This is a genomic window from Leptospira limi (genome assembly GCF_026151395.1).
Classification (GTDB): domain Bacteria; phylum Spirochaetota; class Leptospiria; order Leptospirales; family Leptospiraceae; genus Leptospira_A; species Leptospira_A limi.
In genome coordinates, this window is sequence record NZ_JAMQPV010000001.1 from 1,064,415 (window position 1) to 1,087,736 (window position 23,322).

A 23,322-nucleotide genomic window follows, 5' to 3' on the forward strand; every position below is an offset into this window, starting at 1 on the left:
CCCTATATACAGTTAAAGATAAGACAAATTTTAGAATCAATGTAAATTTGGAAATTGTATGGATTTCAAATTTACACCTTACCACATCTTTGTCGTTGGCTTATTAGCCTTTTTGCAATTCACTGTTGTACTAGATTTCATGATACTCTCACCACTAGGTGTTTTGGTCATGAGTGAACTACAAATCCCAACTGAAAAATTTGGATATGTAGTTTCAGCTTATGCATTTAGTGCGGGGATCTCGGGATTACTTTCCGCTGGTTTTGCCGATCGTTTTGATCGTAAAAAATTACTTTTGTTTTTTTATATTGGATTCGTAGTCGCTACATTTCTTTGCGGAATTGCCGTTCATTATGAATTTTTACTTTTTGTAAGAATTTTAACTGGGATGTTTGCAGGTGTATTGTCTTCGATTTCATTTGCGATTGTTGCTGATTTATTTCCCTTACAAGTTAGAGGAAGAGTTATGGGTTTTATCATGACGGCTTTTGCTGCTAGCCAAGTGTTTGGACTGCCCATTGGAATTTATATATCTAATATTTGGGGATGGCAATCTCCATTTTTAATGATCGCAGGTGTCAGTGGAGTAGTTGGGTTTTTTATATTCTTCTTTCTAAAACCTGTGACAAAACATTTAGATAACAAAACTGATACTCATGCTTTCCACCATTTGGTAACTACATTAACACAACCAAGATATTTACCCGCCTTTATTGCAACCACCTTACTTGCGACAGGTGGGTTTATGTTGATGCCATTTGGTTCCGCATTTTCTGTTCACAATTTAGGTGTTCGGTTAGAAGACTTACCTTTCATCTATATGGTAACTGGTATAGTTTCGATGTTAGGTGGTCCACTCATGGGAAGATTGAGTGATTCGATCGGAAAATATAATATGTTTTTTGGAGCATCAACAATTGCAGCGATCATAATCCTTTATTTTACAAGATTAAAAGTGACTCCACTCCCGACGGTAATCATTATCAATTCTCTATTATTTGTTTTTATTGCAGCCAGAATGATTTCTGCAAATGCAATGAATTCAGCAGTTCCAGAACTACATGATCGTGGGGCTTTTATGGCGATTAGTTCTTCCATCCAACAGATATCAGGTGGAATTGCGGCTTCGGTTGCTGGACTCATAGTCATCCAAACTCCGAGTGGTTATTTAGAGAGATATGAAGTTTTAGGTTATGTGGTGGCGACAGCGATTTTTTGTACAATTTTGTTAATGTACAAAGTGAATGAAATGATTTCAGCTAAAAGGTGAGATTTTCCCACCCATTGGTCATGGGTGACCAACGGGTGAGATTTAATTTTGATAGGAATCTTGTAGATTACTTACTTGCTAATTCCTTTGCTAAATCCACTAACAAACGTACGCCGTAACCAGTGGGTCCATGGAATTGGGTTCCAGATTTTTTCTTTCTCCAAGCTGCTCCTGCAATGTCAATATGAGCCCAATTGATGGATTCATCAACAAACTTCGAGAGGAATACTCCAGCAGAAATTGTCCCAGCTCCTTTTCCACCACCAGTGATGTTTTTGAGATCAGCGATATCTGATTTTAAGTCTTCCCCATATTCTTCCCATAGAGGTAGTTCCCAAACTCGATCATCAGATGCCTCAGAAGCCTTAAAAAGTGCTTCTCTTAAAGGATCAGAATTTGTAAGGATGGCGGCAGCTTCATGTCCAAGGGCAATGATGACAGCACCAGTGAGTGTTGCCAAATCCACCATATAATCTGGTTTGTAGTTTTTGGACACATATGAAAGGACATCACCTAACACAAGTCTACCTTCTGCATCCGTGTTTTGCACTTCCACAGTAGTTCCATTATAAGCAGTATAAACATCACCTGGTTTAATTGCTTTTCCATCTGGCATGTTTTCCGCAACACCAATGGCTGCAATGATATGGATAGGAATCTCAAGAGCGGCGATAGCTCCGATGGCATGGATGGTTGCCGCGGCTCCGCACATATCATATTTCATTTCATGCATTTCACCTGGTGGTTTTAAGGAAATACCACCTGTATCAAAGGTTAATCCTTTACCAACAATGGCGAATTTCTTTTTGGCTTTTGCCGGTTTGTATTCCAGAATCACCATTTTGCCTTCTAACTCAGAACCACGAGAGACTGCAAGGATACCACCTAACCCCTCCTTTTTGAGTTGGGTTTCATCCCACACTTTTACAGAGAGTTTGTATTCTTTGGCTATTTCTTTTGCTCGAGAAACAAAGTCATTTGGAGTGAAGTAATTTGCTGGTAAATGAGCGATGTGACGAGCACCATTCACATGTTTTGCGACAACTTTACTTTTTGATAGTCCAGTTTCTGCTAAACTACTAGCTGATTTGTCTTCAAATTTTAAAAAGACAGCTCCTACTTTCTTTTTTTCTTTGTCTTTCTTTTTTGTCTGTAATACTGAAACTGGATAACTTCCAATATAGAGTGTATTGGCAATTTGATAGGCAATTCGGTCAGCAGAAAACTTTTTGGAAAGTGTTTTCGAAATATGAATTTCCAATCCCATACCATCATAGTTTAGGATTTTTTCTCCATACTTAAAAAAATGAGAAATGAATTTTCGGAAGTTTAATTTATCCTTTTCGCCTAATCCAAGATAAATGGTTTGTTCTGCCTCATCTCGAAATTCTTTTCCCAGTTCTCCTGAAAACACTTTGGTTTCGATTTGTGTTGGGAATTTTTTTCCGAGTTCCTCTTTCACATCTTCTTGGAAAATAGGAATTAATTTATAAAAGGAACCAGATTTGAAGTTTCCGATTTGGATTTGGAGTGGAGAGATTTCGATTTTCATTTCCCTTGGATTTCCTGAATGTCTTTAATGATTTCTTCAACGTGTCCTTTTACCTTCACGCTGTCATAGATTTTTTTAATTTTGAGAGAACCGTCGAGAAGGAAGGTCGATCGAACGATTCCCATTCCTTTACGTCCCATAAATACTTTTTCGCGCCACACACCATAGGCTTCGCAGATTTCTCCAGATTCATCGGAGATAAGATCAAAATTGAGTTCTTGTTTTTCGATGAATTTGGTATGGGATTTGGGATTGTCTTTGGAAATTCCTACGACGTTATAACCAAATTTTTTGAGACGGGCAAAGTTGTCTCGGAAGTCACAGGCTTCTGTTGTACATCCAGGGGTCATGTCTCTTGGATAAAAATAAACAACGACTCCATTTTTTCCTGTTAGATCGGCGAGTTTCACTTTTTCGCCGTTTTGGTTGACACTTGTAAAATTGGGGGCTTTTTTCCCTACTTCCAACATAATTTGCACTCCTGGTAAATTCATTCTTTTAGACAATTTTCAGTTGTCAATTTCGGAAAATGGTTCGATACTTATTATATGGATTCGAAAGAAAGGGTACAACTCATCCGGGAAGGAAATACTGCCTTTAATGCAGGTGATATCCGGAAAGCTCGTGAACTCTTTCTGAAAACAGACTACAAAGACGGGCTCATCCGTTTGGGTGACCATTTTATGTACGACCGTAAACTTCCCATGTTGGCCTTTGGGTATTACAAAAAAGCAGGTCGTCAAGACAAGGTTGATGAAATTTACCAACGAATGGTCTATGCACTTTCTGTTTGGTTAGGCCGCGATAAGTGGAAAGTTCCGGCATCTGCCAATCAATCAAACGAAGCACAACAAAATTCCACTTCAACTTTAAATCCTGATGATTTTAAAGTCCATCCCATCTTAAAAGCAAAAGCTCTCGAAATACTTTCTTCCAAACATTAATCAGTTTGGATTCGTCTAAGGACTAAACATGATCGATAGTTTTACCTTACAAGCACTCGTTATTTCAACTCTTGTTATTTTCTCCATTCTATCGAGTAAACTTTTTTTCCGTTTTGGTTTTCCGATTTTACTTATCTTCTTAACCTTTGGTATGTTAGCTGGTGCTGATGGGCCAGGTAGGATAGACTTTAGTGATTATAGTTTAGCACAATCCATCGGAATTTTTGCTTTAATTTATATCCTGTTTTTGGGTGGTCTTGAAAGCGAATGGGATAGTTTAAAAAACTTCTTATCAGTTGGAATTCGTCTTTCTATTATCGGAACCATTTTAACTGCACTCATCTTAGGAGTACTCATTCATCTTTTATTTCCAGTACTTGGGTTTATGGAATCCTTTTTACTTGGCTCGATTGTCAGTGCCACTGATGCAGCATCCGTATTTAATATTTTTAAAACAGGTTCTTCTGACCTTCCTGTTCATATAAAAAAAATCATCGAATTTGAATCGGGATCCAATGATGCTGTTGGTGTCCTTCTCACCACAATTTTCATGAATCTCATCACAGCGGACGCTAGTTTTAGCGGATTCCAATTCTTTCGCTTTTTTGTGATGCAAGTACTTGTTGGTATGATGATGGGATATAGTATGGGAATTCTCATCTTGTATTTAATGAATTCCGTCAAACTTGGGTATGACGGTCTTTATTTAGTATTCATCACCGCATCTGTTCCCTTCATATATGCTGTCACAACTGTATTCCAAGGGAATGGATTTTTAGCAGTTTATATCGCGGGGATTATCGTTGGACGCAATAAGTTCATTCACAAAAAATCAATCTTTCGGTTTTTGAACGGTTATGTTTGGATCCTACAAATTGGTATGTTTCTTTGTTTTGGATTACTTGTGTATCCAACAAGAATGGCAAATATTTGGGTTCCTGGACTTCTGATTGGGGTATTACTCATATTATTAGCAAGACCACTTGCCGTTTTCATTTCCTTATTTAGAGTCAATTTACCGATCAAAGAAAAATTATTTATCTCATGGGTAGGACTCAGAGGTGCATCTCCAATCATCCTTGCAACCTTCCCAATTGCCCAAGGGCTTGTATGGGGAGACTTACTCTTTCATATTGTATTTTTTGTGGTTCTTGTATCCCTTCTCATCCAAGGATCACTCATTCCAAGAGTGGCACAGTGGCTCGGGATTTTAAAAGTAGATCCAGATCGTAAAATTTATCGTCCTACAGACTTTGATAACATTGAATTTCCAGGAATGACCTTACAAGAGTTAATTGTTCCTTACAATTCCAGTGTTGTTGATAAAGCTTTGTTTGAAATTAAATTACCAGACCAGTCACATATCCTACTCATTGCTCGGGGAGAACAATTCCTCATTCCATCAGGAAACACACAAGTGAAGGGTGGGGATGTTGTTTGGGTTTTAGCAAAAGACGATGTAATGCCAATCATAGGCAAAACTTTTATGTCAATCGCCTAGCAAAGTTTTTTGTTAGGTTGTAAAAATTATTTTTTAGAAGAAACTTGTTTTTTGTCCAAACGAAGTAGATAATACACCGGCAATGCGATAAGAGTGATCATAAGACCCCAAGAAGCGGTGATTGGTTTTTCGACAAATAAAATCACCATCACAGCAATGTTGGCAAAGATATACAAAAAGATTGGAAGTGGGTAAAGAGGTATTTTATAATCGGACGTCATTCCCATTTTTTCAAATCGAAACGGTGTTGCTGCGGTGAGGCAAGACAGAATAAGAATCGAACAAGTGATCATATAAAGCAGGGCTTCAATTTCTTTTACAAACAAAAAGAGGATCGCGACAAAACCCTGAAAGAAAATCGATACATAGGGGCTATGCCATTTGGGATGGACTTTGGAAAACGAAGGTAAAAACACTCCATCCCTTGCCATGGCAAAGTAGACTCGACTTCCTCCTATGAGAATCGCAGACATTGATCCTAAAATCACCCAAGCTATAAAACTTGTAGTTAATATCGAATAATTAACTCCGAATAACTTCTGAAAGGCGATGGCACCAATCCCGTCTTGGCCCGCTAATTCATCGATAGGCGCAGATATTACAAAAAGTAAATTGATCGCAAAGTAAAGTCCAGCGACAAGAAAACAAGCTGTGATGGCAGATCGTACAATTGTTTTTTCAGGGTTTTTCACTTCTTCGGCAATGTACGTGATCATATTCCACCCAAGGTAAGAAAAGGATACGGGTACAATTCCGATGAGCACTTTGGAATAAAAGGAAAGTTCTAATATATTTGGGAATGGAGAGTGAAGAAGGTAATTCCAATGTGTGGAACCAATCGTGAACCCAAGTGCCAAAAATAAAAGTAGTCCTGTGATTTTTAAAACAGCAAATACATTTTGTACACGAACTGCTGACTTAATTCCAAAATAATTCAATCCACTAAAAAAGAGAATGGGAAAAATTCCAATGATTGTACGGGAACTCACTTGTAAATCAAGACCTAACAGTGTATAAGTAGGTGATTCAAAGTAGGGCAGTTCGGGGAATAAAATTTGTACATACTTACCGAAAGCTAACGCAAGAACAGAAACACAGGCAGAAAAATTGGTGAGTAAAGAGGACCAACCACTCATAAACGCAATCGCTGGAGAATAGGCAACTTTTAAGTATACATAGTCTCCTCCCGCATAAGGAAGCAGTCTTGCAGCGTAAGCATACGTAATGGATCCGGATAAAGCAAGGAGACCACCGATGATCCAACATAGTAGTACAATCCAAAGGTTTCCTGTTTCTTTGATTAAATACCCAGAAGTGAAAAAAATCCCCGATCCCACCATCGATGAGAATAAAACGGAGATGGAATCAAAAGTATTGAGGCTACGTTTTAATTCCAATTAACCGCCGAGGAGACGTTTGACCATTGTTTCTGAAATTGGTTTCATGGAAGCAGTGGAAACCGATCCAATTTTTCCCTTAAACTCTTCTGGATTTAACATCATCCCAAGTGAAAAGATATTTTCACTTTCTACTTCTTTTTTCCTGAGTTCAGCAAGAAGGCCAGAAACCGTCGCTTTACTTGTTTCCAAAATTTCAGGTTTGGATTTGTTTCCTTCACCTAACTCTGGAAAGAGTGGTTCTCCCTCAAACAAAAGTTCTTTGAGTTTGTTTTCTTCTTGGGTATTGTCTTCCAAAAGTCCAATGCGAGATTGTTCCTTGGAAAGTTGTTTTTGTAATTCTGTGAGCCGTGATTGGATATTGTGGTACTGAACAGGAAGGCTTACCACAAAGTCAGATTTTTCATCTGCCTTTTGGGCTTGGTTTCCTGCTTTTCCAGAGACATCTTTGGTGTCTTTTTTGTCCTGGATTAATTTTTCGGCTGAGTTGAGGAGACGATTGAGACGAACATCCATGTCCTACCTTCCTTGGTAAAGGCCTTATGTCTCGGCGGTGCCTGGACATAAATCCTGTGACTACCTGTCTAATTTTCGGATGACCCGTACAAGGAAAATAAACTTTTTCTAAAAAAAAGTAAAGAATTATTAAAGTTGACTCGAGTTTTTGCGCAGTTTTGCTAGTGAGAGTTTATGGAAAGAAACCAATTTCTTCTCTTTCTCTCCTTTTTGTTCTCCACCATTGCCACAATTCTCGGAATTGCGATCCTTTTCTCTGGATCAAGCCTTGCTCGTTATTCGAGTGGGACGGGTGGGAGTCTTTTCCAAGCCAGTGAAATCGGTGCTGTCGTCATACCGATCGTAGGCGAAATCCATTCTGGGGAATCCACATTTGATTCGACTGGAGCCGACACCATTTTACGCCAATTACGTGATCTGGAAGAGGACGGTAACATCAAAGGGATTCTACTCGAAATCAATTCTCCGGGCGGAACCGTTGCTGCATCCCAAGAGATTTTTAACGAACTTCTACATTTACGTAAAACCAAAAAAATTGTCGTGAGTATGAAAGATGTAGCTGCCTCTGGTGGGTATTATATCGCCTCTGCATCCGATTATATCTTTGCTGAAAACGGGACCATCACGGGATCCATCGGTGTTATTTCATTTGCTCCGAATGTAAAGGGACTTCTTGATCGGTACGGCGTGGCAGTTCGCACCTACAAAGCAGGAAAATACAAAGATATGTATTCTCCATTTCGTGACTCAACAAACGAAGAAGATGATATGATTGGAAAACAACTCCAAGATACGTATCGTAAATTTGTCGAAGATGTTGCAAAAGGTCGAAACAAAACTGTAAAATCCATTGAAGAGTTGGCTGAAGGAAAAATTTATTCTGGGGAAGACGCGTTCCGCAACAAACTAGTAGATGATATTGGTGGAAGACGAGAAGCCCATAAAAAACTCTCAGAACTTTGCCAATTCGAAGGTGAAATCCCACTTTTTGAACAGGAATATTCTCCGTTTGAACGAATGATACGTTCGCTCGGTGTTAAGTTTTTGGGTGAAGGATCTCAAACTGCAAAAATAAGATCTCTCTTGCAATCGCAAGTTCTCGTGATCCTTCCTACTTCCCTTGGGAAATTGATGTTATGAGAGATTTTTTCTTTGATTTGGTAGATACATTGGAGTTGGTCTTTTTAGATCCACTCCGTTATTCAGAAGAAGTAAAAGAAATTCCTTTTGCCCTAAGTCCGGGTTCCAGTTGGTTGTTTTCCATTTTGTCCGCCTTGTCGTTGTCAGTGGGGATGAGTATTCTATCTGCACCTTATACTTTCTCTACTTTGTCGTTTTTGTTTTTTGGATTTATTGCTAATTTGATTTTGTTTCGATTTTTCCCATTTTTTTACTCACTGGTTGCTGATTATTACGTACAAAAAAAAGGAAGATCACAAAAACTATTGTTCCTTGTAATGTTTGCAAGGCATGCGACCGTACTCTTTTTGTTATTTGCTCCCATTTGTATCGTGATCCATGCGATTGGATTATCAGGTGTTGGTTCCGGATTTTTTTTATTACTTACATTCATTGTGTTGTATGGTTTGGTCATTGCACGTGGACTCAAATCCATTTATGAACTGAAAAATCGGGATTCGATTCGATTTTCCTTTTATGCATTGGGATTAACGATTTTGTTCCCATTTTTAATGAATTTGTACACAGCAACGAGTGTCCTGCAATCGGTATCAGGCGGTTTTTAATTGAATTTACTCATCACAAATGACGACGGAATCTCTTCCGCCGGTATCAAAGCTTTGGAACGAGTCCTCGGCAAATCCTACAAAACATACCTCATTGCACCTCTCAAAGAACGATCTGTAACATCCATGGCACTCACTGTGTTCCAAGGGATGAGAGTCGAACGAATCAACGACAACCATTACATCGCTGATGGATTCCCTGTAGATTGTGTGAACATTGGTTTGTATGCAGACATATTTCCAAAAATTGACTTTGTCATCTCTGGGATCAACAGAGGTGTGAACATGGGATACGATGTGCATTATTCAGGGACAGTTGGTGCGGCAAAACATGGTGCCTTACACGGTATCCCTTCACTTGCTGTGAGTTCTGGTCGCATTGACCCTGATGATGGGTATGAAAAGGAAGCCGAACTTGTGTTAACTTTCTTAGAAAAATACAAATCCCAAATCCAGTCAGGAGAAATTTGGAATTTGAATTTCCCTCCTGAAGTCAGTGGAACGGGAACCATCAGTGAACTTGTTTTTACAAGACTCGGTCGCAGGCGTTATTCCGAAAAATATGAAAAAAAACAAATCATTGAAGGTGTCAGCGAATTTCAGTTAAACGGAAGTTTATTGGGACATGATGAAGAAACAGGAACCGACTTTGAAGCCTATTACCAAGGAAAAATTCCTGTCACACCGATCCAATTGGACCTAACAGAAAAAATTCGACTGAAGGAATTACAATCCAAATAAAACCTATGGCAGTAGACAACGATTACCTTTCTTATATGAACAAAGGCAATTATGCCATGGCCTTAAACCTTCTCGACCAAGCATTGTTGCAAAATCCAGAAGATCCTATCCTCTTGTACAATTTTGCTTTGTGTTGTTTCCAGACGAAAAACTTTAAAAAAACGATCCAAGTTTTAGATCGGATCTTAAGCGAATACCCAGGTTTCATAGAACTGGACAATGTGTACCGTTTAAAAGTGTTTTCCCTTGTGGAACTCAAAGAATGGGAATCTGCAGAAGGGATCATCAAAGAACGATTACAAATTGCGATCGATGATGCCAAACTCCTCTCGTTTTTAGCCCATGTATATGAATACACCCACCGTTTGGAAGATGCAATCAACATCCATAGGCGGATTTTAAAAGCCAATCCTGATTATAAAAATAGTTTGAATTCCCTTGGTTACTTACTCGCTTTAAAAAAGAAACTAACAGCAGAAGAAAGAGCAGAAGCCATTCGTTCCTTAAAAAAAGCCTTAGAACTGGATCCCAATAATCCGGCCTATTTGGATAGCTTTGGGTATTTTTTGCAAACCAATGGGAAACCAGAGGAAGCTTGGAAGGCATATCGTAAGGCCTTACAAAAGAACCCAAATCACCCAGTCCTCCTCGAAAGACTCAAGAACCTGAAGAAATAAATCTCCCTTTTGTTGACACAGTCCTTCTTCCAAAAACACTGGTGTTTCAAGGACTTTCTCGGGATGTAGCGCAGTGGTAGCGCATCTGTTTTGGGTACAGAGGGTCGCAGGTTCAAATCCTGTCATCCCGAATCAGTTGGTTCTATCTGACCCGGTAGCTCAGCTGGATAGAGCAACTGCCTTCTAAGCAGTTGGTCGGGGGTTCGAATCCCTCTCGGGTCGATGATTGTTCTAGAAACGGTGGATGTAGTTCAGCGGTAGAGCCCCGGTTTGTGGTACCGGTCGTCGCGGGTTCGAATCCCGTCATCCACCCACTTGTGAATTTCCCCTTTAACGAATATAATTTTTCCCAAAAAGTCCACGAGCGCCTTGCGTTCGCTTGGCCCTCCATGGCCAAAGCTCTCGCCCGCATCCATCCGTGGATGCTTTGCGGCGTTCGTGGACTTTTTGGGAAAAAACTTCGATTTCATTGGGAAATTGCGTACAAGTATAGAATTTACTTAAGAATGAATTGAATTGGGATTCGAACGATTTTGATATAGAGTTCGAGTAGCCAATTTGGCAAGACACCTTGCCTAATTGGCGTTAAACGAGAACGACCGAGCGCAAGGATGTGCGAGGGCTCGCAAAAGACGGCCTGGAACGAGTTCGACCTGGATGGGAGAACCGTGGAAGGCGAATCCCGTCATCCACCCAATTGTGAATTTCCCCTTTAACGAATATAATTTTTCCCAAAAAGTCCACGAGCGCCTTGCGTTCGCTTGGCTCTCCATGGCCAAAGCTCTCGCCCGCATCCATCCGTGGATGCTTTGCGGCGTTCGTGGACTTTTTGGGAAAAAACTTCGATTTCATTGGGAAATTGCGTACAAGTATAGAATTTACTTAAGAATGAATTGAATTGGGATTCGAACGATTTTGATATAGAGTTCGAAAAGCTATTTTGGTTAGACACCTTGCCTAATTGGCGTTAAACGAGATTTCATCCGGATTTACTACAGCTGATTTTTCTCAATTTTGGAAATTTTTTGCAAAAATAGATTCGCCTTGAATTCAGTCCAGTTTCAATAATGGGGAGTTCATCAAGGATTCCATGAAAACCTTCTTAATAAGTTTACGATGAACTATTGAAAATCAGAAGGAGATAGTTGGAGGTGTTAAATGATAAAGGTTCAAATTCTTTGGCATCGATTGATACTCTACTTTTTCTTTGCTTTCCAAACTCTATATTTTTTCACTCATTGCAAAGGAGAAAATTTTTCCAATGCTTGTGATCCGCAGAGCAAAGCATTTAATCAGACTATTTTTTTAAAGTTTGCATTGAATGATAAAAGTGTAACTTGTGGAATCGGTCCCGTAGCAGGAAAAGAAATTACATCATACTCAATTCCTTCGTTAGGAATAACTGGAATTATCTCAGATACGAATATCAGTCTCGTGTCAGATACACTCTCATCTTTTACTCCGTTAGTTGCTAAGTTTACAACCACAGGGGAAAGTGTTTCAATAGGTAATGTAACACAAACGAGTGAGGTAACCTCAAATTCGTTTTCATCCAATCTTTTATATACCGTAACTGCAACCGATGGCACGAGTCAGGATTATACTGTCACTCTTACTGCTCCAAGAACTTATGGAGGTTTATCTTTAGTGCTTTGGTTTAAGGCAGACAGTCTTATTTTATCTGATGGTGCAAATGTTCAAACCTGGAATGATTTTAGCGGAAGAGGAAATCATCTTACACAAGTCACTTACCCATCAAGACAACCAATTTATAGATTGAATCAGGTAAATGGTCTTCCTGCTCTCAATTTTGCACAAGCATCATTGACTTCGATGAGTTATAGTGGTGGAACTGGATTTTCATCCATTAATAGTGGATCTTTTTTTTTGGTATTTAAGATGCCACAAACTCATCCTGCCACAAATTTGCTTTTAGTCGGTCCTGCAAATGGAAGAGAGATTAATATAGGCGCTTCACCTGGAAATGAGTTGTTTCTTTGGCGAAATGGGTCTGGACTTACTCCTCCATCCGTAAATTCAATTCCTGTCACTGCATTCATAGCTATTGCAAGTGTTCAAAACACTACTGTTAGTTGGCAAGAGTATTGGAATGGTGATTTAAAAGGGAATGCAACCTCAAATATAGAAAGTTATGTGACAGGCACAATTGGATCCCTTTCCAATGGAAACATGGATGGTGATATAGCTGAATTTTTCTATTTTGATTCTGCACTATCTCAAAATGAAATAGATAAAGTATTTTGTTATCTGAGGGCTAAATACAAATTGATTGCTACAACTAGAAGCTGCGGAATATAAATATTTATCAAATCTAACGTAGAATCAGTATTTTAAGTCCCAAAAGGGCTTACTATTATCATATCCTCCTGGTCTCATTTTTAGAAAACAACCAAACAATGAAGTCACAGAAACCTAAGGATTGGGATGGGAGAAACTTTGAATGACGGTTCCAGAAATCCATTTTAACCTTCTCCTTACCATTTCGATTCAGTTTTTCTTTCAAACGCTGTTGGATGCAAATGACATAATTTTTTAAAATTAGTACTTACACCGAATTTTGAAACGTAGGGAGAAGGAAAGGCATTAAATTGATTTCATAATTTTCGAATTCGATATTATTTTATTTTCTAATTCTCTACAGGTAATAAACTGCATACTACTGAAAGAGGGAAATCACTCGTATGCATTTTTATTTTTCCAATATATCCATTCGACTCAGACTGATCCTTTTGCCTCTTCCTGTCCTATTGTTTTTATTGATTGTGCTCGTTTTGTACATTCAATCGCAAAACAAGGAAATTGATTTCTCTGTGAAAGAACAGAAAGGTATCGAGATCATCAAACCTGTTTATTTTGCATTTAAAGTTGCATTACCGAAATTCAAAATTGGGAATGAGAATGTAGATGATTTAAAACCTATGATTGAAGAAGGGAAAGCAACCATTCTCAAATCAGGAATCCTTTCTGAAGATTCAAAACAAATTCAAAAATGGAATACGTATTTAACTTACGAACGATTTGACCAAGAAACAACTCGCAATTTTTTGGAAGATACACAAGAGTTGGCAGTTAAGATTGGAGACCATTCCAATTTAATATTGGATCCTAAACTGGAATCTTATTACCAAATGGATATCATTCTGTTCCAAATTCCCATGTTATGGAAACACGTCGGACAACTCAAAGAATTAATTCGGGATGAATATCTAGGAGAAAATCGAAAACGAAAAACTTTTTCGAATATCAGTTATACAAAATCGATCATATCAATCAATGCGATTGAGAACATTTGTATCAATATAACAAGTTCTTATAAAAAAACAATGGAGAATGCGCCAACCAATCAAGGAGAGATGCAAAAGAACATAGACCAAACAAACCAAGCTTGTAATGCCTATGTTGATGAATTGAAAAAAATATTGATAACTGAAGTGAACAAACCGGATTCATCCGATGAATTATTCAATATCATTCATAAAGGAACATTTTTAGGATCGGAAATTCAAAATTTTTCCATTTTAGTTTTTGAAAACCTGATAAAAGATCGTTTGTCAGAACAAAAATTCCACCGCTTGGTCAATATCCTCATTCTAGTATTGGCTCTGAGTGTTTCCATACTTTTGATTTTTCTCATCTTTAAAAGTATCAACCTTCCATTAAAAACTGTTTTAATGAAAGTCGAGGAATTATCGAGTGGTGATGCCGATCTCACAAAAAAACTACCTTCGTTTGGTGAAAATGAAATTGGAGAAATTTCAGGTTCCATCAATCGTTTTGTAAACCAATTACATGATATCATTGTGCAACTGAAACATTCAGTGAACCAAGTTGAAAAAAGTTCTGACCAATTAAAACATGATGCTCTATCGGTATCTGATAATGCATCTGGACTCGCTTCCACTTCAGAAGAGGCTGCCGCTTCCTTAGAAGAATTATCATCCTCTTTCGAAGTAATGTTTGGTTCCATTTCAGACGAAACCAAAAACATTGCTAAAATTGCAGAAGAAATTCGAAATATTGAATATTCCATCGTGAATATTGAAAAGGAACTCAACCAGTTATCGATTGAAGCTGTTGCATCAACTCAATTAGCGGATAATGGAAATTTATCGATCCGAAGTACGGATAATTCAATGGAAGAGATCCGATTGGTAACAAAAGAAATTTCTGGGATCGTGGATTTGATCACGGATATCTCTGAACAAACAAATTTACTGGCACTCAATGCCAGTATCGAAGCGGCCCGAGCAGGTGATGCGGGAAGAGGTTTTGCTGTAGTAGCGGAAGAGATCTCAAAACTTGCCGATAAAACAAGAACTTCTGTAAAAAATATTATGACATTAATTGCAAAGAGTGATTCAGCAGTCAACATTGGTGTGAATCATGTGAATGATACAGTAAAAGTTCTGAATGAGATTGTTGGCCAATCCAATCGGATTCAAACAGGTGTTGAAAAACTAAAGGGTGAAATCTCATCTCAATCCAATAGTTTAACCAATGTATCTGACGAACTTAAAGAACTACAATCTTTGGCAGAATCAATCGAAACCTCTTGCCAAGAACAAAAACGAACTTCGGAAGATATGGTAGTCAGTGTGAATTCTCTTTCAGGTAGTGCCCAAGAACTTGCTCAAAGTTCGGAAGATCTAAACCGAGTGAGTGTCACGATTAGTAGTGTGGCAAAAACGATTGCAACGATTGCCAATTCGTTTGAAACGAGTGTTGATTGAGAATCTATAGGAACCTCTATATATTTAACTATGATGGATACAATCTGTTACTATCTGTATAGGAGACTCGACAGACATTCGTTACATTGTCTCATTTGATTTAAAAGAGGAAAGAAGGATGTGAAATTATTTATTTCTAAGATGTGAATTCCTTCTTGCCGTTACAGAAATTAATTTCAGTAATGAATCTATATGCCCACGAATACCACTACAAAAAAAGACTATAGGATAATTGGTTTTTTATTATTTCTTAGTTTGGTTCCGAGCATCGCGGGACTAGTTCGAATTTTCCAACTAACAACTGGCTCTGGTTATACGGTAGAAAACCAACGATTTTTTAATGACCCAATTCCAGTAATCCTACATATCATAGCTGTTTTATTGTATAGTATTTTAGGGTCATTCCAATTTGCCCCTGGATTTCGAAGCCGTCACCTTCGTTGGCACCGAATTTCTGGAAGGATCCTTGTAGTTTTAGGACTTCTCACGGCGGGTACTGGGCTTTGGTTAACCTGGGTGTACCCAAGAGTTCCAACTGATGGAGATTGGTTATTTGGAATTCGAATGGTGATCGGAGTCTGGATGTTGGCCTGCATCATACTTGGTTTTGTTTTTGCTATGGCAAAACAATTCCGCACTCATAGCCATTGGATGATCCGAGGTTATGCGATTGGATTAGGTGCTGGCACACAAGTATTCACACATCTTCCTTGGTTTGTTTTCGTGGGAGGCGAACCATCAGGGATTCCAAGAGATTTGATGATGGCAGCAGGATGGCTTATTAACTTTTTATTTGCCGAGTGGTTGATTCGAAAAAAATAATTCTCATAAATTCTAAATTTGATCTTGGGAATCCATCGGAGGCAACGAACATTCCATAAGAATTGCAAATCTAAATATTTGAAATAATCCGAAGATTGACACCCTGGTTTCCTTTCATTGATCAATCATTTTTCTTACATTCAGATCAAATCAGATTTTGAAAACATTTCCATTTCTCACTTGCATGGAATTTTCTTCTCGATAGAATCTTAGATGCTTTGGTGAACCAAAAGCTTCGTAGAGAAATAAGAGTGGGAATTATTTCAATTCAATATAAGAAAATGCAATACTTCTTCCAATTTTGCTTCGTTTTGATAGGGCTCCTATTTTCTCACCCGATGGAAGCCAAAGAATCGGTAGACCTATATTTAAAATGGTATCATCAATTCCAATTTGCTGGTTATTACACGGCCTTGGAAAAGGGGTACTACCAAGATGTAGGTTTGGATGTCAACATTCATCATAGCTCGAAGGGATTGGAGGGACTCCACCAACTTGTTTCTGAAAAGGAAGCACGTTATGGTGTTGGAACCAACGAGGTATTATTACAATGGCACGCTGGAAAACCAATTGTTGTCATTGCTGTCATCTTTCAACATTCACCCGCAGTTTTGATTACCAAACGAACACATCCCTATCAAAGGATTCAAGATTTGAAGGGCAAACGATTGATGTTAACACCACATGTCTATGAGATTCTTGCCTATCTTAAGAAAGAAAAATTAGAGTTAAAGGATTTCAAAGAAATCCCACATAGTTTTCGAAGCATAGATTTAATTGAAGGACGAGCAGATGTTATAGATGGTTATTCCACCACACAAACGTATGAATTCCAAAAATCTAAAATACCCGTGATGATTTATTCACCAAGGACATCAGGAATTGATTTTTATGGTGACAATCTTTTCACAAGTCAAATTGAAATTCAAAACCATCCCGACCGAGTGAAACGATTTCGAGAAGCAAGCCTTCGCGGTTGGACTTATGCGATGAAACACAAAGAGGAAATTGTGGATCTCATCTATGAAAAATATTCTGAGAATGTGACAAAGGAACAATTGTTATATGAAGCAGAACAAATGGAACCTCTAATTCAACCAAATTTAGTAGAAATGGGATATATGTATGAAGGAAGATGGAAACATATATCAGAAGTTTATGCTGACTTTGGAATGCTTCCTCAGAATTTGAATTTAAATGGATTTTTGTACAATCCAAATCCAAATCGGAATTATGTATGGATTGTTTCCGTATTAGTTTCAGCAATCGGTTTTTTGTTAGTCGCTTGGTTGGTTCAAAGATATCGATGGAATAAACAATATTCTGAGAATCTAAAATCTGAAGTGTTCAAAAGAACAGTAGAGCTCAAAGAAATAAATGACAAATTAGGTTCGACCAATCAATTTTTAGAATTAAAGTTGAAGGAGTTAAAGGAGGCAGAAGGAAAATTATTAATATCCGAAAAGTTGGCTACAGTTGGGAATATTACCGCAGCAATGGCACATGAAATGAATACACCTCTTGGTGCGATCGTTTCCTCTAATGAATCGATAGAAGATTTTTTTCTAAATCAATTTGGATCTATTTTAGATCAATTGCAGCAATCATCTACAGAAGTCAAAGAATGTTTTGATTCATTGGTAAAACATTATACTGAGACACAAATTGTTTTATACAGTGGGAAAAAAGAAAGGGAATTGAAAAAAGAGTTAAAATTCAAATTAGAAACTCACCAAATCAATTATCAAGGAAACGAGGAAGATACATTATTGGATTTACTTTTGGAATCTGATTCGTTTCGTCTAGGCGAGAGATTACATTGGATATTAGAAAATCCTCGTCATAAAGAAATTTTACAGTGGGGATCAAAAATCGCAAATGTTTACCGATCAAATTTGATTATTTCGATTGCATCTGAAAAATCATCTCATGTTTTAAAATCATTAAAAAATTACTTAATTTCTGATGATCTTAATAATTCAGATCAAAGTAAAATTGATATCACAAACGAAATCGAAACGATTCTAACTCTTTATTATTATAATATCAACCACAGAGTAAATGTTCAAAAACATTTTTTATCAAATCGGAAGTGCAAAGGCAATCGGGATAACTTAAATTTAATTTTGGTTAACTTATTGAACAATGCCCTGTATGCAATTTCATTTGAAGGTATCATTGAAATTTTTGTAGAAGATGAGGGCCCTTGGATCAAAGTCAGTTTTGTAGATTATGGAAGTGGGATTCCAAAAAATATCCAAGATCGAATTTTTGAACCGTTTTTTACAACGAAATCGAAGGGTGAGGGAGTTGGATTAGGATTGGACATTTGTCGAAAAGTGACTTACAAAATGAACGGTAAAATTGAATTCGAAAGTGAAGTTGGAAAAACCAGGTTCACCGTTTATTTGTTAGCTGATGAATAAATTACATTTGATTCACTTTTTTACTTTACTTTTTTAGGAATGAGAATCCTATTTTGCCAGTTTGGTTTTACCATACTCAAATTCAATTAGGTAGGTTCAATTTATGTCATTCCAAGATGCAATCAAGGTTTGCTTTCAAAAATATGTCGATTTTAATGGAAATGCAAAACGTCCAGAATTCTGGTATTGGGTCGCATTTACATTTGTAGTTAGTTTTATCTTACAGATGTTCCTTCCCATCTTAGGAATGGTGTTTTCTTTGGCAGTTTTTTTACCAAGTATTAGTGTTGGAGCAAGAAGATTACATGACGTAGGAATGAGTGGCTGGTGGCAATTGATTGGCCTTACAGGGATTGGATTATTGGTATTGATTTACTTTTGGGCACAAAAAGGTAAATAAACTCAAAGTTTTTCTTAACGCAATCTTATAGAATTTTATTTTGCGTTAGGGACAAGAAGGGCTTGGTCACCTGCCATTGGAATGGTAGGTGACGGAAGCGCAAGCGAACCTCGGATTGGCCCGACCTTGATTCTTTCCATCATCTGCTTCAATATAATAGGAACGCCCTATCAACTCTTTACTTTTCATTTTCCAGAATACTTAAATAAATTTCCTTTTGATTTTTAGAATGTTTTGATTGGTTAGAGGCAAATGTAAATATAAATGATTGTTCTTCATTTGATACCATTCTACTAATTTCGGAACCTGTCGGATATCCACCACATCCATCATGTGACCATTCAAAAATAATTTCCGAATCTGTTTCTTTGAGAATATTAAAATATAAATCACTACAATCTTTTGCCAACTCTGTTTGTACAGCTGTCACAAAAACATTACGTCTTGAAGTGCCGATTTTTTTTAATAAAGTAAAACGATAGAGTTCTTTCCAACTTTGGTTTGTGACACCTCCTGGGAACAATTCTATCATCGAAATGTTCTCATCATTTTCTGAGTGTCCAATGACCCATTTTCTTCCGTCAAAATTTCGATGGAAAGGAACTTTGGTTAATTCTTTTTTGATTCCAAAATTTTTATCTAAAACCAAACGTAAGTTCTCTTTATTTTGTTCGGAAAAATTGATTGGTATGTGTAAGGATTTTAATTCACCTTCTTTGTTTTTCAATTCAATCGTAAAAAATTTGCTAGTATTTCCAGATTCAAAAATCCATTGGTATTCCGCTTCGTTTAACGCATTACTCTCAATGTATAATTTTCCTTTTTCTATGTTTTTGTCTTGGATAAAGTATTCCTTTTTGTCTTCTCCATTCCTTTCAAAACCACGAACTGAATTGATTTCATCAGTTTTTACCATCGCTAAAAAACTCCAGCGAACTGATGTTCCATCAATGATAGGACCTAAATTTTTTGCGACTGCCCATTCATTTTCCAATTGAGGTTTTACTTGTGCCTGTAAAAAAACATGGGATAAAAAAAATGTAAGTAGAACTAGAGAGGGAAGTTGTTTCATTGTGTGTTCCGTTTTAGTAACTGAATCAGGGTTCGATTTTATAGGAGAGTTTGAGATTCGTCAATGAAATCCTGGAACTGAATTTCGATTTTAAAAGCAAAAGATGGAAGGGATGGATGTATGGATGAAGTTATGCTGTAGGAGGAAAAAATTGAGTTTTTTTTAAGTTTTTGGTTTTGTCATTTGGTCAAGAGGGCTTTTGATATTTTCCAATCGACTCCTAGCAACTTTGGTGTAAATTTGTGTGGTTCGGACACTTGAGTGTCCGAGTAGAGTTTGGATCATTCTTAGATCCGTTCCGAGTTCCAACAAATGTGTCGCAAATGCATGCCGCAAACTATGAAAGGTGACTTTTTTTGTAATCTTTGCTTTAGCGGCCGCTTGGTTGAAAATGGATTCAGCAGTTCTGATGTGAAGAGGTTTTTTTCCTGCTCCTGGAAATAACCAAGTTATGTTTTTTACCTCATTAAAACTATATTTTAAGAGTAAATTGTATTCTCTCACTTGTAAGTATTCTTTGAGTTCGAGTATGAGGGAATTGGCAAGAATTGTGTATCTATCTTTTTTGCCTTTTCCTTGGGTGATTCGGATCATGTTGCGTTCCAAATCGATATCTTTTAATTGTAAATGAATCACTTCTCCAACGCGCAATCCTGCTGAGTAACTAATTAGAAGTAATATTTTATGTTTTAAATTCGGAAGTGCATTGAATATCGCTCTTGTTTCTTCCGCCGATAATACTTCAGGTAATTTGGTATCAGTTTTCATTTTTGGGAATTTGAGATTTTTCATCTGCTTACGGACTTCCCGAAAATAGAAAATGAATGCTTGCCTTGCACTTCGGATTGAAGCAGAACGTAATGATTTTTCTTTTACTTGGAAGTCCAAATAGTTTTCAATATCCCTCGAAACAATATTCATAGGCAATTTTTCTGTGAAAAGCAACAGCCTGTATAGATGTGAATAATATGTTTTGGTGGTGAAAAATGAAAAATTCCTTTCCCTCGCCGAACGGAAAAAATCTTCCAAAATCCCACATTGTTTAGGAATCTCATTTGCTAAATACCGAATATCGAAATTTGAAAAATCAAGTAACACGCGTTTAATGGAAATAACATCATTAGGATAGGACCAACTTTTATCTTCAGGGTGGTAAATTGCCTTTGGAATTGATTTTGCGATTTTGATATACAATTCCGAATACGGAAAATATAAATGGAATCGTTTATCAATTGATTTGTATTTGAGTTTGATCATAAAACACCTAACTTAGTTTGATTCAATAGAATAGGTGGGGGCTAACAGTTTTGGTCCTGAGATTCCTTCGCTTTTTTCAGGATGAGAGGAAAATGTTGGTGATTGGAAAGGGCTTGGGGGGGAGAATCTAATATCCCCGCCCTGATTAGGGTGGGGTTCTAGACCCGCCACCCAATACGTTCCCTCTATCACGAGCAAGGCCAACGGACAAACGAAAATCAATTTAAGGATTTTTTTTTCTTGGAAAGTTCATGCTATAACACAAACTGAAATCTTTGGGAGTTATATGAATTTAGTCACAGTCGGATTAGGAATCTTTTTTATCCTTTATGGAATCACTACCTATATTTTACGTCTCTACAAACCAGGATTTTTTTGGAAACTAGAACCAATGAAACAAAAATGGGGCGAAAAAAGAGGATACTTCATCCATGTTTTTAGTTATTCCATCTTACCAGTCGTTTTAGGAATTGTGTACACAATTTTAGGTTTAAGGGGTTAGTTTCAGATAACGCTAGTTATTTGGGCGCCTCCAATCAATTCAATCAAAGAACAAAATACAAAAATGGACCGGGCCCTACGCTGCAATCTTTCTCAATTTGAGAAAGGATTTCCGCTTCGGTCCCTGGCGCAGGAATGCTACAATTGATGGGAAAGGATTGTATCTTGCCTAGATGGAGTTCGGTCTTCAGGATAATCCGTACTAAAATGTAGGCCCCTGCTTTCCTTTCGTAATAACGCTGATCTGACAATGAGTTCCGCAACTTTTACTAAATTACGAAGTTCTAATAATCCCAAAGAAACTGTGGTTCGATTGTAATAATCTTTTACTTCTTGTGAAATCAGTTTTAATCGACGAAGGGCACGTTCCAATCTCATATCAGACCTAACAATTCCAACATAATTACTCATGATGGTTTTAATTTCGATTAAGTCATGGGAAATTAATACCCATTCTTCCGTGTTAGTGGTTCCTTCTTTGTTCCAATCTGGAATCAAATCGGTTTCAGAGGAATACTCTAGTTTCCCTTCTGATTTGATATCATTTGCAATCCGATGGGAAAATACCAAACATTCCAATAAACTATTGGATGCTAAACGGTTACCACCATGGACACCAGTACAAGTTGTCTCACCACATGCATATAAATCTGCAATGTTTGTTCGACCTAAGAGATCAGTGGCAACTCCACCACACATATAATGGGCGGCAGGAACAACTGGAATCGGATCGGTTGTGATATCAATCCCTAGTTTTTTACAACGTTCATAGATCGAAGGAAAATGGCTTATGATGTCATTGGCAGGTCGATGAGTGATATCAAGGAGTACATGTGGTTCCCCTCTTTTTTTCATCGTATCATCAATGGCTCGTGCCACAATATCTCTAGGTGCTAATTCTCCCATTTCATGATAGTCTTTCATAAATGGTCTGCCACCTATCTCGCGTAAGATGCCTCCATGGCCTCTCACTGCTTCTGAAATTAAAAAACTATTCCCTTGTTCATGGAAAAGCGAAGTAGGATGGAATTGGTAAAATTCCATATTTTTGACAATGGCACCAGCTCTATATGCACTAGCTACACCATCACCGGTGGCAATGTTTGGATTGGTTGTGTGCAAATATACTTGGCCTGCACCCCCAGTTGCCAAAATTGTTTTTTTGGCTAGGACTGGAAATACTTCACCAGTCTCTGTATCGACTATGTAGGCTCCATAACATCGTAAGGGTAAATTTTCTTTATTTTTTAAATGGTGTTTGGTGATTAAATCTACACATGCATGGTTTTCTAGAATTCGTATGTTTTGGTTGGCGTGAACATGATCAAGTAACGATTGTTCGACGGCACTTCCTGTTCTATCCAGAGAGTGGATGATTCTATTTTTGCTATGACCACCTTCTCGTGCTAAATCCAATTCCCCTGTTTGGTTTCTTGTGAAAGGAACACCCAAGTCCAATAGTTCTTTGACTCGGGTAGGACCTTCTTCCACCAAAACACGAACTGCTTCCAGATCACATAAACCTGCTCCAGATTCTAAAGTGTCTTTGATGTGTTCTTCGAATTTATCCTTATCATCAAAAACGGATGCAATCCCACCTTGTGCATAGTTGGTATTCGATTCGTAGTCTGCTTTTTTGGTAACAACCACAACCGAACCAAGCGGAGCTAATTTTAATGCGGTAAAGAGACCACTCACTCCGCTTCCAATGATCAGAAAATCTGATTTAATTCGAGTCACATTGCATCCA

At 37.7% G+C, this 23,322-nt stretch carries 19 protein-coding genes, 3 tRNA genes and 1 pseudogene; 16 read left to right on the top strand and 7 right to left on the bottom strand.

Features of this window, described 5'->3' with window-relative positions; all coding sequences use genetic code 11:
• Positions 1 to 58 precede the first annotated feature (58 nt).
• Complete coding sequence (locus tag ND812_RS05000) at positions 59 to 1,270, top strand: MFS transporter (protein WP_265374540.1); 1,212 nt, start codon at positions 59 to 61, stop codon at positions 1,268 to 1,270.
• Between the two features lie 67 nt (positions 1,271 to 1,337).
• On the opposite strand, the gene ND812_RS05005 is transcribed toward ND812_RS05000, so the two are convergent.
• Complete coding sequence (locus ND812_RS05005; RefSeq protein ID WP_265374541.1) at positions 1,338 to 2,822, bottom strand: leucyl aminopeptidase; 1,485 nt, start codon at positions 2,820 to 2,822, stop codon at positions 1,338 to 1,340.
• Positions 2,819 to 3,292, bottom strand: a complete 474-nt coding sequence (gene bcp / locus ND812_RS05010; RefSeq protein WP_265375905.1) for a thioredoxin-dependent thiol peroxidase — start codon at positions 3,290 to 3,292, stop codon at positions 2,819 to 2,821. The genes ND812_RS05005 and bcp overlap by 4 nt, the downstream gene beginning before the upstream one ends.
• A gap of 78 nt (positions 3,293 to 3,370) precedes the next feature.
• On the opposite strand from bcp, the gene ND812_RS05015 reads away from it, so the two are divergent.
• Together ND812_RS05015 and ND812_RS05020 are read left to right on the top strand one after the other, a co-directional pair.
• Positions 3,371 to 3,766 (top strand): hypothetical protein, encoded by a 396-nt coding sequence (locus tag ND812_RS05015; protein WP_265374542.1) that lies wholly within the window; start codon positions 3,371 to 3,373, stop codon positions 3,764 to 3,766.
• A gap of 28 nt (positions 3,767 to 3,794) precedes the next feature.
• Positions 3,795 to 5,267, top strand: a complete 1,473-nt coding sequence (locus tag ND812_RS05020) for a potassium/proton antiporter (protein ID WP_265374543.1) — start codon at positions 3,795 to 3,797, stop codon at positions 5,265 to 5,267.
• A 26-nt stretch (positions 5,268 to 5,293) separates the two neighbouring features.
• Here ND812_RS05020 and ND812_RS05025 read toward each other — a convergent pair whose 3' ends face one another.
• Positions 5,294 to 6,664: an APC family permease gene (locus ND812_RS05025; RefSeq protein WP_265374544.1), complete on the bottom strand. Its 1,371-nt coding sequence runs from the start codon at positions 6,662 to 6,664 to the stop codon at positions 5,294 to 5,296.
• Positions 6,665 to 7,180: an LIC10415 family protein gene (locus ND812_RS05030; RefSeq protein ID WP_265374545.1), complete on the bottom strand. Its 516-nt coding sequence runs from the start codon at positions 7,178 to 7,180 to the stop codon at positions 6,665 to 6,667.
• Positions 7,181 to 7,402: 222 nt separating this feature from the next.
• Here ND812_RS05030 and sppA point away from each other — a divergent pair.
• The 12 genes and pseudogenes from sppA to ND812_RS05095 all read left to right on the top strand — a co-directional run.
• A pseudogene (gene sppA / locus ND812_RS05035) lies at positions 7,403 to 8,198 on the top strand (signal peptide peptidase SppA); the annotation flags it as partial.
• A gap of 118 nt (positions 8,199 to 8,316) precedes the next feature.
• Positions 8,317 to 8,925, top strand: a complete 609-nt coding sequence (locus ND812_RS05040) for a hypothetical protein (protein ID WP_265374547.1) — start codon at positions 8,317 to 8,319, stop codon at positions 8,923 to 8,925.
• Entirely contained in the window at positions 8,926 to 9,666 is a 741-nt protein-coding gene (surE, locus tag ND812_RS05045; RefSeq protein WP_265374548.1) for a 5'/3'-nucleotidase SurE, read from the top strand.
• Positions 9,667 to 9,671: 5 nt separating this feature from the next.
• Entirely contained in the window at positions 9,672 to 10,343 is a 672-nt protein-coding gene (locus ND812_RS05050) for a tetratricopeptide repeat protein (RefSeq protein ID WP_265374549.1), read from the top strand.
• Positions 10,344 to 10,402: 59 nt separating this feature from the next.
• Positions 10,403 to 10,474 (top strand) — tRNA-Pro (locus tag ND812_RS05055).
• A 17-nt stretch (positions 10,475 to 10,491) separates the two neighbouring features.
• Positions 10,492 to 10,565, top strand: a tRNA-Arg gene (locus ND812_RS05060).
• An 18-nt stretch (positions 10,566 to 10,583) separates the two neighbouring features.
• A tRNA-His gene (locus ND812_RS05065) sits at positions 10,584 to 10,655 on the top strand.
• A gap of 846 nt (positions 10,656 to 11,501) precedes the next feature.
• Complete coding sequence (locus tag ND812_RS05070; protein WP_265374550.1) at positions 11,502 to 12,662, top strand: hypothetical protein; 1,161 nt, start codon at positions 11,502 to 11,504, stop codon at positions 12,660 to 12,662.
• A 383-nt stretch (positions 12,663 to 13,045) separates the two neighbouring features.
• A complete protein-coding gene (locus ND812_RS05075; RefSeq protein ID WP_265374551.1) occupies positions 13,046 to 15,094 on the top strand; it encodes a methyl-accepting chemotaxis protein in 2,049 nt (682 codons plus the stop codon).
• Between the two features lie 192 nt (positions 15,095 to 15,286).
• Positions 15,287 to 15,916 carry a DUF2306 domain-containing protein gene (locus ND812_RS05080; RefSeq protein ID WP_265374552.1) on the top strand — a complete coding sequence of 210 codons (630 nt, stop codon included), beginning with the start codon at positions 15,287 to 15,289 and terminating at the stop codon, positions 15,914 to 15,916.
• A gap of 281 nt (positions 15,917 to 16,197) precedes the next feature.
• Complete coding sequence (locus ND812_RS18390; RefSeq protein ID WP_322113642.1) at positions 16,198 to 18,342, top strand: ABC transporter substrate-binding protein; 2,145 nt, start codon at positions 16,198 to 16,200, stop codon at positions 18,340 to 18,342.
• A gap of 103 nt (positions 18,343 to 18,445) precedes the next feature.
• The gene (locus ND812_RS05095; protein ID WP_100718502.1) at positions 18,446 to 18,742 is read left to right on the top strand and encodes a DUF805 domain-containing protein; all 297 of its coding nucleotides are present in this window, start codon (positions 18,446 to 18,448) and stop codon (positions 18,740 to 18,742) included.
• Between the two features lie 178 nt (positions 18,743 to 18,920).
• Here ND812_RS05095 and ND812_RS05100 read toward each other — a convergent pair whose 3' ends face one another.
• Positions 18,921 to 19,814, bottom strand: coding sequence for a hypothetical protein (locus ND812_RS05100; protein WP_265374553.1), 894 nt, complete (start codon positions 19,812 to 19,814; stop codon positions 18,921 to 18,923).
• Positions 19,815 to 19,976: 162 nt separating this feature from the next.
• Positions 19,977 to 21,071 (bottom strand): tyrosine-type recombinase/integrase, encoded by a 1,095-nt coding sequence (locus ND812_RS05105; RefSeq protein WP_265374554.1) that lies wholly within the window; start codon positions 21,069 to 21,071, stop codon positions 19,977 to 19,979.
• A gap of 286 nt (positions 21,072 to 21,357) precedes the next feature.
• Between ND812_RS05105 and ND812_RS05110 the strand changes: the two genes are divergently transcribed.
• Complete coding sequence (locus ND812_RS05110; protein WP_265374555.1) at positions 21,358 to 21,573, top strand: hypothetical protein; 216 nt, start codon at positions 21,358 to 21,360, stop codon at positions 21,571 to 21,573.
• 137 nt (positions 21,574 to 21,710) lie between these two features.
• On the opposite strand, the gene nadB is transcribed toward ND812_RS05110, so the two are convergent.
• Positions 21,711 to 23,312: an L-aspartate oxidase gene (nadB, locus tag ND812_RS05115; protein WP_265374556.1), complete on the bottom strand. Its 1,602-nt coding sequence runs from the start codon at positions 23,310 to 23,312 to the stop codon at positions 21,711 to 21,713.
• Between the last annotated feature and the right edge of the window lie 10 nt (positions 23,313 to 23,322).

What these genes read in the sequence shown, in the direction of transcription:
- ND812_RS05000 (WP_265374540.1), top strand. Translation starts at nt 59, where the DNA reads ATGGATTTCAAATTTACACCTTACCACATCTTTGTCGTTGGCTTATTA.
- ND812_RS05005 (WP_265374541.1), bottom strand. Translation starts at nt 2,822, where the DNA reads ATGAAAATCGAAATCTCTCCACTCCAAATCCAAATCGGAAACTTCAAA.
- bcp (WP_265375905.1), bottom strand. Translation starts at nt 3,292, where the DNA reads ATGTTGGAAGTAGGGAAAAAAGCCCCCAATTTTACAAGTGTCAACCAA.
- ND812_RS05015 (WP_265374542.1), top strand. Translation starts at nt 3,371, where the DNA reads ATGGATTCGAAAGAAAGGGTACAACTCATCCGGGAAGGAAATACTGCC.
- ND812_RS05020 (WP_265374543.1), top strand. Translation starts at nt 3,795, where the DNA reads ATGATCGATAGTTTTACCTTACAAGCACTCGTTATTTCAACTCTTGTT.
- ND812_RS05030 (WP_265374545.1), bottom strand. Translation starts at nt 7,180, where the DNA reads ATGGATGTTCGTCTCAATCGTCTCCTCAACTCAGCCGAAAAATTAATC.
- ND812_RS05040 (WP_265374547.1), top strand. Translation starts at nt 8,317, where the DNA reads ATGAGAGATTTTTTCTTTGATTTGGTAGATACATTGGAGTTGGTCTTT.
- ND812_RS05050 (WP_265374549.1), top strand. Translation starts at nt 9,672, where the DNA reads ATGGCAGTAGACAACGATTACCTTTCTTATATGAACAAAGGCAATTAT.
- ND812_RS05070 (WP_265374550.1), top strand. Translation starts at nt 11,502, where the DNA reads ATGATAAAGGTTCAAATTCTTTGGCATCGATTGATACTCTACTTTTTC.
- ND812_RS05075 (WP_265374551.1), top strand. Translation starts at nt 13,046, where the DNA reads ATGCATTTTTATTTTTCCAATATATCCATTCGACTCAGACTGATCCTT.
- ND812_RS05080 (WP_265374552.1), top strand. Translation starts at nt 15,287, where the DNA reads ATGCCCACGAATACCACTACAAAAAAAGACTATAGGATAATTGGTTTT.
- ND812_RS18390 (WP_322113642.1), top strand. Translation starts at nt 16,198, where the DNA reads ATGCAATACTTCTTCCAATTTTGCTTCGTTTTGATAGGGCTCCTATTT.
- ND812_RS05095 (WP_100718502.1), top strand. Translation starts at nt 18,446, where the DNA reads ATGTCATTCCAAGATGCAATCAAGGTTTGCTTTCAAAAATATGTCGAT.
- ND812_RS05100 (WP_265374553.1), bottom strand. Translation starts at nt 19,814, where the DNA reads ATGAAACAACTTCCCTCTCTAGTTCTACTTACATTTTTTTTATCCCAT.
- ND812_RS05105 (WP_265374554.1), bottom strand. Translation starts at nt 21,071, where the DNA reads ATGATCAAACTCAAATACAAATCAATTGATAAACGATTCCATTTATAT.
- ND812_RS05110 (WP_265374555.1), top strand. Translation starts at nt 21,358, where the DNA reads ATGAATTTAGTCACAGTCGGATTAGGAATCTTTTTTATCCTTTATGGA.